General features: G+C 63.3%; 17 protein-coding genes. 7 read left to right on the forward strand and 10 right to left on the reverse strand.

Going from position 1 to position 13,315, the window contains the following annotated elements; all coding sequences use genetic code 11:
- Window positions 1–4: 4 nt before the first annotated feature.
- Window positions 5–991, reverse strand: coding sequence for a YheT family hydrolase (locus PO605_RS21770; RefSeq protein WP_272206870.1), 987 nt, complete (start codon window positions 989–991; stop codon window positions 5–7).
- Between the two features lie 145 nt (window positions 992–1,136).
- On the opposite strand from PO605_RS21770, the gene PO605_RS21775 reads away from it, so the two are divergent.
- From PO605_RS21775 to PO605_RS21790, 4 genes are all read left to right on the forward strand, one after another.
- Window positions 1,137–1,724, forward strand: coding sequence for a LemA family protein (locus PO605_RS21775; protein WP_016448491.1), 588 nt, complete (start codon window positions 1,137–1,139; stop codon window positions 1,722–1,724).
- 33 nt (window positions 1,725–1,757) lie between these two features.
- The gene (locus PO605_RS21780) at window positions 1,758–2,642 is read left to right on the forward strand and encodes a TPM domain-containing protein (protein WP_016453560.1); all 885 of its coding nucleotides are present in this window, start codon (window positions 1,758–1,760) and stop codon (window positions 2,640–2,642) included.
- Window position 2,643: 1 nt separating this feature from the next.
- Window positions 2,644–3,186 carry a TPM domain-containing protein gene (locus PO605_RS21785; protein ID WP_016448493.1) on the forward strand — a complete coding sequence of 181 codons (543 nt, stop codon included), beginning with the start codon at window positions 2,644–2,646 and terminating at the stop codon, window positions 3,184–3,186.
- 100 nt (window positions 3,187–3,286) lie between these two features.
- The gene (locus PO605_RS21790; RefSeq protein ID WP_016448494.1) at window positions 3,287–3,547 is read left to right on the forward strand and encodes a hypothetical protein; all 261 of its coding nucleotides are present in this window, start codon (window positions 3,287–3,289) and stop codon (window positions 3,545–3,547) included.
- Window positions 3,548–3,612: 65 nt separating this feature from the next.
- Here the strand turns inward: PO605_RS21790 and PO605_RS21795 are convergent, their stop codons facing one another.
- From PO605_RS21795 to PO605_RS21835, 9 genes are all read right to left on the reverse strand, one after another.
- Window positions 3,613–4,029, reverse strand: coding sequence for a F0F1 ATP synthase subunit epsilon (locus tag PO605_RS21795; protein WP_012202358.1), 417 nt, complete (start codon window positions 4,027–4,029; stop codon window positions 3,613–3,615).
- 160 nt (window positions 4,030–4,189) lie between these two features.
- The gene (gene atpD, locus PO605_RS21800) at window positions 4,190–5,599 is read right to left on the reverse strand and encodes a F0F1 ATP synthase subunit beta (RefSeq protein ID WP_012202357.1); all 1,410 of its coding nucleotides are present in this window, start codon (window positions 5,597–5,599) and stop codon (window positions 4,190–4,192) included.
- A 34-nt stretch (window positions 5,600–5,633) separates the two neighbouring features.
- Window positions 5,634–6,506 carry a F0F1 ATP synthase subunit gamma gene (gene atpG / locus PO605_RS21805; RefSeq protein ID WP_012202356.1) on the reverse strand — a complete coding sequence of 291 codons (873 nt, stop codon included), beginning with the start codon at window positions 6,504–6,506 and terminating at the stop codon, window positions 5,634–5,636.
- 18 nt (window positions 6,507–6,524) lie between these two features.
- Window positions 6,525–8,078 carry a F0F1 ATP synthase subunit alpha gene (gene atpA, locus PO605_RS21810; RefSeq protein WP_016448495.1) on the reverse strand — a complete coding sequence of 518 codons (1,554 nt, stop codon included), beginning with the start codon at window positions 8,076–8,078 and terminating at the stop codon, window positions 6,525–6,527.
- A gap of 48 nt (window positions 8,079–8,126) precedes the next feature.
- A complete protein-coding gene (locus PO605_RS21815; RefSeq protein WP_012202354.1) occupies window positions 8,127–8,666 on the reverse strand; it encodes a F0F1 ATP synthase subunit delta in 540 nt (179 codons plus the stop codon).
- Window positions 8,667–8,678: 12 nt separating this feature from the next.
- Window positions 8,679–9,149 carry a F0F1 ATP synthase subunit B gene (locus PO605_RS21820; RefSeq protein WP_016448496.1) on the reverse strand — a complete coding sequence of 157 codons (471 nt, stop codon included), beginning with the start codon at window positions 9,147–9,149 and terminating at the stop codon, window positions 8,679–8,681.
- A 35-nt stretch (window positions 9,150–9,184) separates the two neighbouring features.
- Window positions 9,185–9,433 carry a F0F1 ATP synthase subunit C gene (atpE, locus tag PO605_RS21825; protein ID WP_011803767.1) on the reverse strand — a complete coding sequence of 83 codons (249 nt, stop codon included), beginning with the start codon at window positions 9,431–9,433 and terminating at the stop codon, window positions 9,185–9,187.
- Window positions 9,434–9,484: 51 nt separating this feature from the next.
- A complete protein-coding gene (gene atpB, locus PO605_RS21830; protein ID WP_016448497.1) occupies window positions 9,485–10,348 on the reverse strand; it encodes a F0F1 ATP synthase subunit A in 864 nt (287 codons plus the stop codon).
- A gap of 21 nt (window positions 10,349–10,369) precedes the next feature.
- Window positions 10,370–10,852: an ATP synthase subunit I gene (locus PO605_RS21835; protein ID WP_016448498.1), complete on the reverse strand. Its 483-nt coding sequence runs from the start codon at window positions 10,850–10,852 to the stop codon at window positions 10,370–10,372.
- A gap of 286 nt (window positions 10,853–11,138) precedes the next feature.
- Here PO605_RS21835 and PO605_RS21840 point away from each other — a divergent pair, with 286 nt between their 5' ends.
- The 3 genes from PO605_RS21840 to lipA are packed head-to-tail and all read left to right on the forward strand — an operon-like array spanning window position 11,139 to window position 13,169.
- Entirely contained in the window at window positions 11,139–11,456 is a 318-nt protein-coding gene (locus PO605_RS21840; RefSeq protein ID WP_016448499.1) for a YbeD family protein, read from the forward strand.
- Entirely contained in the window at window positions 11,453–12,178 is a 726-nt protein-coding gene (gene lipB / locus PO605_RS21845) for a lipoyl(octanoyl) transferase LipB (protein WP_016453561.1), read from the forward strand. The genes PO605_RS21840 and lipB overlap by 4 nt, the downstream gene beginning before the upstream one ends.
- A gap of 10 nt (window positions 12,179–12,188) precedes the next feature.
- On the forward strand, window positions 12,189–13,169 hold the full coding sequence (gene lipA, locus PO605_RS21850; protein WP_013800257.1) for a lipoyl synthase: 981 nt from the start codon (window positions 12,189–12,191) through the stop codon (window positions 13,167–13,169).
- Window positions 13,170–13,315: the final 146 nt, after the last annotated feature.

Raw genomic sequence — 13,315 nt, forward strand, 5'->3', positions numbered from 1 at the left:
GCATTCATCCTTTTTCGCTGTGCGCCAGCCACTGCGAGACGGCCTGCGGCATGGCCAGTACATGTCCCGGCCAACGCCCCTGTGCAAAACCCACATGACCGCCGTGCGGCGGATGCCACAGCGTAACCCGCGGGCCGACTTCGCCTGGCGCCGGCAGGCTGTACGAAGGGACAAAGGGATCGTCCAGCGCATTGAGCAGCAGTGCAGGCACGGCAATGCTGCCCAGCAGCGGTTTGGCCGCCGCCCGATGCCAATAGTCCTGCGCATCACGAAAGCCGTGGACCGGCGCCGTGAACGCATCGTCAAACTCTCTCAGATCACGCGCACGCAGCACGGCATCACGATCGAAGAGACCGGGAAACTGCGCCCACTTGAGCAGCGCCTTGGGCACCAGGGTGCGCAGGAACATGCGCGTGTAGATCCAGCGGTTCAGCCCTTTCCCCAGCGCCGTTCCCCCGGCGGCCAGGTCCAGCGGCGCACTCACCGCCGCCAGGGCCTGCACCAACTCGGCAGCCTTGTCCGCCTGCACGCCCGCCCAGCGTGCCAGCGCATTGCCGCCCAGGGAGACACCGACCGCATGCAGCGGGCGAGAAGACCGCTCGCGCAGGCGGCGCAGTATCCAGTCCACCTCCTGCACATCGCCCGAGTGATAGGCGCGCGGCGCCCGGTTGACCTCGCCGCTGCAGCCGCGAAAGTGCGGCACGGCCATGTGCCAGCCGCGCTGTTCGGCCACACAGGCCATGGCCTGGGCATAGTGGCTGTTCGCCGAGCCTTCAAGGCCATGGAAAAGCACCAGCCATGGCGCATCGGCAGGCGGGGTGGGAGCACTGCCGAAGGCGACATCGATGAAGTCGCCATCCGGGGTATTCCAGCGCTCCCACCGCCACCGGGGTGCCGCATGGCCGGCCGGCCGACGGTGCGCGAACAGCGCCGGCCAGATGGTCTGTGCGTGGCCACCGGGCAGCCAGCGCGCCGCGTTGAATTGATGCATAGAGCCCGTTTGCAGTCCTTGTCCCAGTCGCTGCGAATGGCCTTTGCCCTACAGGGCGGCGGGCCGGGTGCGCAGCACAATCGCCAGCGATGCGCAGCATCGTGCACGATACTGTCCTCCATTGTCGCTTTCAGGTTGTCATCTCATGAAACGTCTAATCGCCACACTTGCCACCGTTCTGGTACTGACCGGCTGCGGCTACAACGATTTCCAGCGCCTTGACGAACAGACCAAGTCGGCCTGGAGCGAGGTGCTCAACCAGTACCAGCGCCGTGCCGACCTGGTGCCCAACATCGTGGCCTCGGTCAAGGGCGAGGCCAATTTCGAGCAGGAGACCCTGACCAAGGTGGTGGAGGCACGCGCCAAGGCCACCTCCATCCAGGCCACGCCCGAGCTGGTCAACAACCCCGAGGCTTTCAACAAGTTCCAGCAGGCGCAGGGTGAGCTGTCCAGTGCGCTGTCCCGGCTGATGGTGGTGGCCGAGCGCTACCCCCAGTTGCAGGCCAATCAGGGCTTCCGTGACCTGCGCGTCACGCTGGAGGGCACGGAGAACCGCATCACCGTGGCGCGCAACCAGTACATCCAGGCCGTGCAGTCCTACAACGTGCTGGCGCGCAGCTTTCCGACCAATCTGACGGCCAAGGTCTTCAGCTATGAGCCCAAGCCCACCTTCAGCGTGCAGAACGAGGCCGAAATCTCTCGCCCGCCCACGGTGGACTTCGGCAACAAGTAAACCGTGACCACATCCCTGGCGCCGCTCTGGCGCATGCTTTGCGCCCTGCTCCTGGCAGCGTTGTTGCTGCCAGGCAGCGCGCTGGCGCAGGCTCCGCAACCCGTCCCCCCGCTGACGGCCCGGCTCATCGACCAGACGGGCACGCTGTCGCCCGACGAGGCACGGGCCATTGAAGACAGGCTGCGCAGCATTGAACAGAAGTCGGGCTCGCAGGTCGTTGTGCTGATGGTGGCCACCACGGCGCCCGAGGACATCGCCGCCTATGCCTGGCGCGTGGCCAGCGACTGGAAGATAGGCCGCCGCGACGTGGGCGACGGGCTGTTGATGGTGATTGCCAAGAACGACAGGCGCATGCGGCTGGAAGTGGCCCGCGCGCTGGAAGGCGCCATCCCCGACCTGGCGGCCGCTCGCATCATCGACCAGCAGATGACCCCGCGCTTTCGCCAGGGCGACTATGCAGGCGGCATTGCCGCTGCGCTGGACCAGGTGGCGGCACGCATTGCGGGCGAGCAGCTGCCGGCCCCCTCCCCCAATGCCCCTTCCTCCAAAAGCCCGGACCGTGGCTTCGACATGGAAGACCTGATGCTGTTCTTCTTTTTCGGTGTGGTCATCGCGGGCCCCATCCTGCGCTCGATGCTGGGCCGGCCCCTGGCCTCGGTGCTGGCAGGCACAGGCGCCGGCATTGCCGCCTATGTGGTGACCACCAGTCTGCTGGTGGCTGGCGGAGCGGGCATCGTCGCTCTGCTGTTCACCTTGCTGGGCAGCGGCCGCTCCGGCAGGGGTGGCGGTGGATGGGGCGGAGGGGGTGGCTACGGCGGTGGTTTTGGCGGAGGCGGCGGACGAAGCAGTGGCGGCGGAGGCTTCAGCTCCGGGGGAGGCGGCAGTTTTGGGGGCGGCGGCGCCTCGGGGAGTTGGTGAGATGGCGGCTGCAATCACAGGCTTTGTTCAGCGTCTGGTCCGGCTGCTGCGCCACCATTGGGCCGAAGGGCAGCTGCGGCGTGCACTCCCACCCGAGACCCTGGCGGAGCTGGAGCGCCTGATCACCATGAGCGAGCAGCGCCATACAGGACAGATCCGTATCTGCGTCGAGCCCGGCCTGCCGCCCAGCTACATCTGGCGCGATGCCACGCCGCGCGAGCGCGCCATCACGCTGTTCGGCAAGCTGCGCGTCTGGGATACCGAGCACAACAACGGCGCCCTGATCTATCTGCTGCTGGCCGACCACGCCATCGAGATCGTCGCCGACCGCGCCCTGGCGCGCACCCTGCCTGCGCAGCAGTGGCAGACGCTGATCAGTGACATGCAGGCCGCTTTCCAGGGCGGCCACTATGCCATGGGCATGACGGCGGCGCTCGAGCGCGTGAGCCTGCTGCTGGAAACCAACTTCCCGCGCGACCCGTTGCAGCCTGTGCACGAAGGTGGCGACAATCTTCCCGATACCGTCGTGATACAGCGGCACTGAGGCAAAACGACCCTCAGACCGAGCGCCCCCCTTCATCGAGCTATCGCGGGCACGGAGGCTGTGATAGCGTCACGCCATTTCATCAAGGAGCATCCACACCATGAAGAACACCCTGGCCCGCCTGGGCCTGCTGGCCGCCGTGCTGGCCCTGAGCGCCTGCGCAAGCCCCGTCCTCGATGACTCGCAAGAGTACGACTATGTGCTCAGCTGCAAGCTGCGCGAGGACGACCCCAAGCGATGCGAGCAGCAGATCCGCGCGCTGTGCCCCGTGCCAGCCAAGGCCGTGACGCACAAGTCGCGCACGGTCGACCCCAAGGACAACGCCGTGACCTACGTCTACCAGGCCCGCTGCGGCGACTGAGACGCCTGCGCACCATGAAAAAAGCCGCCCGAGGGCGGCTTTCTTGCGGCTGGTCCCGGGAGGGCTCAGCGCTTTTGGCGGAACTTGCGCAGGGCCGCGATCTGGGCGGCCATGACGGCCAGCTCGGACTGGGCACGCGCCAGATCGACTTCGCTCTTGGCGTTCTTCAGCGCTTCCTCGGCTTCGAGCTTGGCCTTCTCGGCCTTCTCGGCGTCCAGGTCGGCACCGCGGATAGCGGTGTCGGACAGCACGGTCACGCAGTTGGGCTGCACTTCCAGGATGCCGCCGGCCACGAAGACGAACTCTTCGCTGCCGTCAGCCATCTCGATACGCACCGAGCCGGGCTTGATGCGCGTGATCAGCGGAGTGTGGCGGGGAAAAATGCCCAGTTCGCCGGATTCACCGGGCAGGGCGACAAAGCGCGCTTCACCGGAGAAGATGGACTCTTCGGCACTGACCACATCAACGTGGATGGTGTTCATCTTTGCTCCTCAGAAAAGGTAGGACTGGAACTTGGAACCGGCAGGGCCCAGATCGGGGACACCGAGCAAGGGCCGCCCCTCGGCGAGGGTGTCGTCCCCCTCCCCCGCAAAGCGGGTAAAGAGGGGGAGGCGACGCAGTCGCTCAGGGGGTGCCGCAGGCTCAAGCCGCCAGCTTCTTGGCCTTCTCGAAGGCTTCGTCGATGGTGCCAACCATGTAGAAGGCCTGCTCGGGCAGGTGATCGCACTCGCCAGCGCAGATCATCTTGAAACCACGGATGGTTTCAGCCAGCGACACGTACTTGCCGGGAGCGCCAGTGAACACTTCGGCCACGTGGAAAGGCTGCGACAGGAAACGCTGGATCTTGCGGGCGCGGGCCACGGTCAGCTTGTCTTCGGGAGCCAGCTCGTCCATGCCCAGAATGGCGATGATGTCGCGCAGTTCCTTGTAGCGCTGCAGCGTGCCCTGCACTTCGCGGGCCACCTTGTAGTGCTCTTCACCCACGACCTGGGGGTCCAGCTGGCGGCTGGTGGAGTCCAGCGGGTCGACAGCGGGGTAGATACCCAGCGAAGCGATGTCACGCGACAGCACCACGGTGGAGTCCAAGTGGGCGAACGTCGTGGCAGGCGAGGGGTCGGTCAAGTCATCGGCAGGCACGTAAACGGCCTGGATGGAAGTGATCGAACCGACCTTGGTCGAGGTGATGCGCTCTTGCAGGCGGCCCATTTCCTCGGCCAGCGTGGGCTGGTAGCCCACGGCGGAAGGCATGCGGCCCAGCAGAGCGGACACTTCGGTACCGGCCAGCGTGTAGCGGTAGATGTTGTCCACGAAGAACAGCACGTCCTTGCCTTCGTCACGGAAGGCTTCGGCCATGGTCAGGCCGGTCAGCGCCACGCGCAGACGGTTGCCCGGGGGTTCGTTCATCTGGCCGTAGACCATGGCGACCTTGGAGTCGTTCAGCGACTCCTGGTTGACCACGCCGGCGTCCGACATTTCGTGATAGAAGTCATTGCCTTCACGGGTACGTTCACCCACACCGGCAAACACCGACAGACCACCGTGGCCCTTGGCGATGTTGTTGATGAGTTCCATCATGTTCACGGTCTTGCCCACGCCGGCGCCACCGAACAGACCCACCTTGCCGCCCTTGGCGAAGGGAGAGATCAGGTCGATCACCTTGATGCCGGTTTCCAGCAGTTCCTGCGAAGGCGACAGCTCGTCATAAGCCGGTGCCTTGCGGTGGATGGGGGCCGTCAGGGCCTGATCCACGGGACCGCGTTCGTCGATGGGGTTGCCCAGCACGTCCATGATGCGACCCAGCGTCGCCTTGCCCACGGGCACGGTGATGGGGTTGCCGGTGTTGGACACCATCAGGCCACGACGCAGACCGTCGGACGAGCCCAGGGCGATGGTACGCACAACGCCGTCACCCAGCAGTTGCTGCACTTCCAGCGTCAGGGCCGAGCCGTCGAGCTTCAGGGCATCGAACACCTTGGGCATTGCGTTGCGGGGGAACTCGACGTCCACCACAGCGCCAATACATTGAACAATCTTGCCTTGCACTTGAGCCATTTTTTGCTCCAATTAGTTTGTCTGTTAAAGCCGTTTACACCGCAGCGGCGCCAGCCACGATTTCCGACAGTTCGGTCGTGATGGCTGCCTGACGCGTCTTGTTGTAGACGAGCTTCAACTCGCTGATGACGTTGCCGGCGTTGTCGGTCGCGGCCTTCATGGCCACCATGCGCGCCGATTGCTCGGACGCCATGTTTTCTGCAACCGCTTGGTAGACCAGGGACTCTGCGTAACGCACGAGCAGCTCGTCGATCACGGACTGCGCATCGGGTTCGTAGATGTAGTCCCAGCTATGGCCAGACGTCTTCTCGGCCTGCATGCTCTCGGACGACAGGGGCAGCAACTGCTCCACCACCGATTCCTGCTTCATGGTGTTGATGAACTTGGTGTAGCTCAGGTACACCGCGCTCAGCTTGCCCGCTGCGTACGCATCAAGCAGCACCTTCACAGGGCCGATCAGCTTTTCCAGATGGGGCGTATCGCCCAGACCCGTCGCGTGCGAAACCACCTTGGCGCCGACACGGTTCAGAAAGCCCAGACCCTTGTTGCCAATGGCCACCGCTTCTGCCGACACGCCTTGATCCTGCAGCTCCCGCAGCTTGGCCGTGACAGCACGCAACACGTTGGTGTTCATGCCGCCGCACAACCCCTTGTCCGTCGTCACAACGATGACGCCGGCAGTCTTGGCATCACCGTTCACTTGCATGAACGGGTGCACGTACTCGGGGTTGGCTTGGCCAAGATGGACTGCAATGTTGCGGATCTTTTCGCTGTACGGGCGTGCAGCCAGCATCCGTTCCTGCGCCTTGCGCATCTTGGATGCGGCCACCATTTCCATGGCTTTGGTGATCTTCTTGGTGTTTTCCACCGATTTGATCTTGCCGCGAATTTCCTTACCTGCTGCCATGATGGCTCCTCGTCCGGTTTAAGCGAACGACTTCTTGAACGCAACGATGGCGGCGTTCAATTCGGCTTCGGAATCCTTGTCCATGGCCTTGGAAGCGTTCAGCTTGTCGATCAGGGCGCCGTGGCTGGTCTTCAGGAACTGGTGCAGACCAGACTCGAAAGCCAGCACTTGCTTGACCTGGATGTCGTCCATGTAGCCCTTGTTCACTGCGAACAGCGAAGCGCCCATCAGGGCGGTGGACAGGGGGCTGTACTGGGCCTGCTTGAGCAGTTCGGTCACGCGGGCACCGCGGTCGAGCTGCTTGCGGGTGGCTTCGTCCAGGTCGGAGGCGAACTGCGCGAAGGCAGCCAGCTCACGGTATTGCGCCAAGTCGGTACGGATACCGCCGGACTGGCCCTTGACCAGCTTGGTCTGTGCAGCACCACCGACGCGCGACACCGAGATACCGGCGTTGATGGCGGGGCGGATACCGGCGTTGAACAGGCTGGTTTCCAGGAAGATCTGGCCGTCCGTGATCGAGATCACGTTGGTGGGCACGAAGGCCGACACGTCACCCGCCTGGGTTTCGATGATGGGCAGAGCCGTCAGCGAACCCGTCTTGCCCTTGACTTCACCCTTGGTGAAGGCTTCGACATAGTCGGCATTCACGCGGGCTGCGCGCTCGAGCAGGCGGCTGTGGAGATAGAACACGTCGCCGGGGAAGGCTTCGCGGCCCGGGGGACGGCGCAGCAGCAGCGAAACCTGGCGGTAGGCCACGGCCTGCTTGGACAGGTCGTCATAGACGATCAGCGCGTCTTCGCCGCGGTCGCGGAAGTACTCGCCCATCGTGCAGCCCGAGTAGGCCGACACGTACTGCATGGCAGCGGATTCGGAAGCGGTGGCAGCCACGACGATGGTGTATTCCATCGCGCCGGCCTGCTCCAGGGCACGCACCACGTTCTTGATCGAGGAAGCCTTCTGGCCGATCGCAACGTAGATGCAGGTAACGCCCTGACCCTTCTGGTTGATGATGGCGTCGATGGCCACGGCGGTCTTACCGGTCTGGCGGTCGCCGATGATCAGTTCGCGCTGGCCACGGCCGACGGGCACCATCGAGTCGATGGACTTGATGCCGGTCTGCAGGGGCTGGTCCACGGACTGGCGTGCGATCACGCCGGGAGCGACCTTCTCGATCACGTCCGTCATCTTGGCGTTGATCGGGCCCTTGCCGTCGATGGGCTGACCCAGGGCGTTGACCACGCGGCCGATGAGTTCGGGGCCGACGGGCACTTCCAGAATGCGGCCCGTGCACTTGACGGTGTCGCCTTCGGAGATGTGCTCGTACTCGCCCAGAATCACGGCGCCGACGGAGTCGCGCTCGAGGTTCAGCGCCAGGCCGAAGGAGGGCTGGCCGTCCTTGCCTGCGGGGAATTCCAGCATTTCGCCTTGCATCACGTCCGACAGGCCGTGCACGCGCACGATACCGTCGGTCACCGAAACCACGGTGCCTTCGTTACGGATGTCGCTGCTGCCAGCCAGACCCTCGATGCGGCTCTTGATCAGTTCAGAAATTTCTGCGGGATTGAGTTGCATGACTCTTTCCTTCTTTAGCTTTGGTTAGCCGAGACCTCAGTCGCGTTGTTACGCAATGAGGGCCGCTTTCATTTGTTCCAGGCGGGCCTTGACGGAGGTGTCAAGAACTTCATCACCCACCACGACGCGGATGCCACCGATCAGGGACTGATCTTGCTGCACCGACAGGTTCAGCTTTCGGCCGAAACGCTTCTCCAGCGAAGTCCCGAGTGCGGCCAGTGCGGCAGCATCTATGGGGAATGCGCTTTGAACCACGGCGTCGGACGAGCCACCGGCGCGGTTCACGAGGCTGCGAAACTGGGCCGCCACTTCTGGCAGGGCTTGCAGTCGGCCGTTTTCAATGATGACGCGCAGAAAGTTGCGTGCGGCATCGGGCAATGCCGAGCCGGCCACGCCGCTGATGACGTCGAACAGTTGTTCGTCGGTCACCTTGGGGTCGTCGGCCAGCTGGCGCAATTGCGGATTGGCGGCAATCGCCGCCAATTCCTCCGCCCAGGCAACAGTGCCGGACAGGTCAGCACCCTGCTGGGTGCTGGCCTTGAACAGGGCATCTGCGTAAGGACGGGCAATGGTGGCGAGTTCTGCCATGTTTGCTCTTCCTTACAGCTCGGTCTTCAGGCGGTTCAGCAGGTCGGCATGGACGCCGGCATCCACTTCCTTGCGCAGGATCTGCTCGGCGCCCTTGACGGCCAGCGCAGCCACTTGCTCGCGCAGGGCTTCACGGGCCTGGATTGTCTGCTGCTCGGCCTCGGCGCGGGCAGCAGCAACAATCTTGTTGCCTTCTTCGGAGGCACGGGCCTTGGCTTCTTCGATGATGGCCTGGGCACGGCGTTCGGCGTCCGCAAGCCGCGATGCCGTTTCGTTGCGCGTCTGGGCCAGTTCCTGCTCGACGCGCTTGTTGGCAGCGGCCAGGTCGGTCTTGGCCTTGTCGGCAGCAGCGAGGCCATCGGCGATTTTCAGAGCTCGTTCATCCAGCGCCTTCGCGATCGGGGGCCACACGAACTTCATCGTGAACAGCACCAGGATCAGGAAAACGATGGCCTGGACGAACAGGGTCGCGTTGATACTCACGGCAACACCTTTCTATCTAGGGCGTTGATCGGAGCTTAGGCCAGGACGAAGGGGTTGGCGAAAGCGAACAGCAGAGCGATGGCCACACCGATCAGGAAGGCAGCGTCGATCAGACCGGCCAAGATGAACATCTTGGTTTGCAGTTCGTTGATCAGCTCAGGCTGACGTGCCGACGATTCCAGGAACTTGCCACCCATCAGGGCGATACCGATCGAAGCGCCGATAGCGCCCAGACCAACGATCAGACCACAAGCCAGAGCGACGAGACCGAGAATGTTTTCCATGATGACTCCTGAGATTAAAGAAAGAGAAAGGTTGAGAGGGAAAGGAAATGGTCAGTGGGCTTCATGCGCCTGGCCGAGATAGATCAGCGTCAGCATCATGAAAATGAAGGCCTGCAGGGTGATGATCAGAATGTGGAAGATCGCCCAGATAGAGCCTGCAATGATGTGCCCCAAGGGGAGCAACACACCGGAAAGCGACATGGCAGCCGCACCGCCCATCAGAGCGATCAGACAGAACACCAACTCACCAGCGTACATGTTGCCGAACAGTCGCATGCCATGCGAAACCGTCTTGGCGACATATTCAATGATTTGCATGGCCAGGTTCACGACACCCAGGATCAGTGCAAACACGGGATTCTTGCTGGTGCCGAACGGGGCAGTCACCAGTTCGTGGGCCCAGCCGCCCATGCCCTTGATCTTGATGCTGTAGAAGAAGCACAGGATCAGCACGGCCGAGGACAGGCCCAGCGTGGTCGAGAGGTCAGCCGTGGGAACGACGCGCAGGTAGGCGTGCGAGTCACCCTGGAAGCCCTGCCACAGCACCGGCAGCAGGTCCACCGGCAGCATGTCCATGGCGTTCATCATGAAGATCCACACGAACACGGTCAGTGCCAGGGGAGCGATGAATTTGCGGCTTTGCGCGTTGTGGATGTTGGCCTTGGCCTGGTTGTCCACCATCTCGACCAGCAGCTCTACAGCCGCCTGGAAGCGCCCCGGAACGCCCGATGTGGCCTTGCGCGCGGCAAGCCACAGCACGAACAGGCTCAGCACGCCCAGCGTGGCGCTGACGACGATCGAGTCCAGGTTGATGACCGAAAAGTCGATGATCGACTTTTGCTTGATGTTCTGGAGGTGCTGCAGGTGGTGAACGATGTATTCACTTGCAGTAGGTGCGTGCGCGTCTGCGGCCATCGGTCAACTTCTCTTCAAATATCAATCGGTTTTTCGGACACTGGATCGCACTATCAGCGCGACCCAATACGTTTTCATGACGACTACCAAGCCCGCCAGCAGCGCCAGCCAACTCAGCCCCGGGACCAGCTTGGGTGCAGCCGCCAGCATGGCAATGCACAGCACCAGCTTCACCAGTTCCCAGCCAAAAATTCCCACCATGGCGGCTGCAGCGCCGCCCGGCCTCTTTCGTACGACGGCACGCGCAAACAGCGCTGCCGGCAACACCACCGACAAGGCACCGTAGGCAGCCGACCATCCGACTTCGGCGCGCCCCGTCACCAGCCATGCGACCAGTGCCACCAGCACGCCCACCACCGCCTGGACCACCACGAAACGCCACACAGACATCTGCGGGTTTCGCGTGCGCCACTCCTGAGCCTCCTCGGAGGTCAGGGGCTTGAAGTCGGAATCCTCGCCCTCAAGTTCCCTGTCAGCGTCTGTGTCGGCGGCGTAGTTTTTCATTGAATTCTCTAAGGCCGCAGACCAGACAAGACTTTTTCACAAAGCCTCTGATTATAAGTAAAAACCCCTGCCGAACGATAGGGGTTGTTACGGGCATGCCCAAAACGGAGGCGGCGACCGGGCTGTGTGGCAGCCGGCCAACAGCGCCAGCCTCGCGCCGCAGGCCACTTGTTTGTTGTGTGTGGAGTTCTGGTGGCGGACGACGCGGCAGCCCCGGGCTGCGACATGGCCGCGAACGATAGCGCACAATCGCCTCCAACGCCAAGCGATTAACCTTGATTCACCTATGACCGACGCCTCCACCCCTACCCCCACCCCAGCCACCGAGCCGGGCGCGGACCCGCGCAAGGATTCGCTGATCGAGTACCCGTCGCAGTTCCCCATCAAGGTCATGGGCGTCAAGGCCGAGCATCTGGTGCACGAGATCACCCAGATCGCCCAACGCTTCGACCCTGCCTTTGACGCCAGCACCATTGAATTGCGCCCCAGCAGCAGCGGCAAATACCTGGGCGTCACCGTCACGGTGACGGCGACCAGCCGCGAACAACTCGACGATCTGTACCGCGCCTTCACCTCGCATCCGCTGGTGAAAGTGGTGCTGTGAGCACCCTTGACGCGCAGCAGTCGCAGTCATTGGACCTGCGCCTGCTGGGCCGCACGGACTACGAGGCCACGGTGCAGGCCATGCAGGCCTTCACCAGCCAACGCGATGCCGGCACGCGCGACGAGCTGTGGATATGCGAGCACTCCGCACATTTCACACAAGGCCTCGCCGGCAAAAGTGACCACTTGCTGAGCCCTGGCGACATTCCCGTGGTGGCCACCAACCGCGGCGGACAGGTCACCTACCACGGCCCGGGCCAGGTGGTCGCCTATCCCTTGCTGGATCTGCAGCGCCTGGGCTACTTCGTCAAGGAATACGTGTTCCGCATCGAGGATGCGGTCATCCGCACGCTGGAGCATTTCGGCATCACCGGCCACCGCGTGGAAGGCGCCCCCGGCATCTACGTGCGCCTCGACGACCCTCGCAGCCATGCCATGCTGCCCCAGCGCCCGCAACTGCGCGCACCCGGCTCGCCCGCGCCCCAACCCGATTTTTCGGGGCTGGGCAAGATTGCAGCCCTGGGCATCAAGGTCAGCCGGCATTGCACCTATCACGGCGTTGCATTGAACGCCGCCATGGACCTGGAACCCTACGGCCGGATCAACCCTTGCGGCTACGCAGGGCTGCAAACGGTGGACCTTTCTACAATCGGCGTTCAGACAACCTGGGACGAAGCCGCGCGCGTGCTGGGACGACAGTTGCAGCGCCGCCTAGCCCCCTGAATCCAGAACCATGACCACCAACACCGTCGTGCGCGAAGCGCAGTCACAAGCCGAGTACAACCCGCTGGCCAAGCAGAAGGCGGCAGCGAAGCTTTCGCGCATCCCGATCAAGGTCGAGCATGGCGAAGCACTCAAGAAGCCCGAGTGGATCCGCGTCAAGGCAGGCAGCCCCACCACGCGCTTCTACGAGATCAAGGACATCCTGCGCGCCAACAAGCTGCACACGGTCTGCGAGGAAGCCTCCTGCCCCAACATCGGCGAGTGCTTTGGCAAGGGCACGGCCACCTTCATGATCATGGGAGACAAGTGCACGCGCCGATGCCCGTTCTGCGATGTGGGCCACGGCCGCCCCGACCCGCTGGACACCAACGAACCGCTCAACCTCGCCAAGACGATTGCCGAGCTGCGCCTGAAATACGTGGTCATCACCAGCGTGGATCGCGACGACCTGCGCGATGGCGGCTCGGGCCACTTCGTCGAGTGCATCAAGAACATCCGCGAGCTCTCGCCGCTGACCCAGATCGAGATCCTGGTGCCCGACTTCCGTGGCCGCGACGACCGTGCGCTGGAAATCCTCAAGGCCGCGCCTCCCGATGTGATGAACCACAACCTGGAGACCGCACCGCGCCTGTACAAGGAAGCGCGTCCCGGCTCGGACTACCAGTTCTCGCTGAACCTGCTCAAGAAGTTCAAGGCCTTGCACCCCAAGGTTCCGACCAAGAGCGGCATCATGGTGGGCCTGGGCGAGACCGATGAGGAAATCCTGCAGGTCATGCGCGACATGCGTGCGCATGACATCGACATGCTGACCATCGGCCAATACCTGGCACCCAGCAACAGCCACCTGCCGGTGCGTCGCTACGTGCACCCCGACACCTTCAAGATGTTCGAGGAAGAGGCGTACAAGATGGGCTTCACGCATGCAGCTGTGGGCGCCATGGTGCGCTCGAGCTACCACGCGGACCAGCAGGCACACGCCGCCGGCGTCTGAGCCGGCGATGGCCGCCTGCTTGCAGGGCGGACTTCTTCACGCACTTCGGGGATGGCCTTTGCAGGCCATCCCCTTTTTCATGTCTGGAGGCATGGCATTCAGGCGCCGGTTTTGACCTGAATACACATTCAGCAACAAACAATCGA

This window comes from Delftia sp. DT-2, assembly GCF_028401915.1.
In the GTDB taxonomy this organism is placed as follows: domain Bacteria; phylum Pseudomonadota; class Gammaproteobacteria; order Burkholderiales; family Burkholderiaceae_C; genus Comamonas; species Comamonas tsuruhatensis.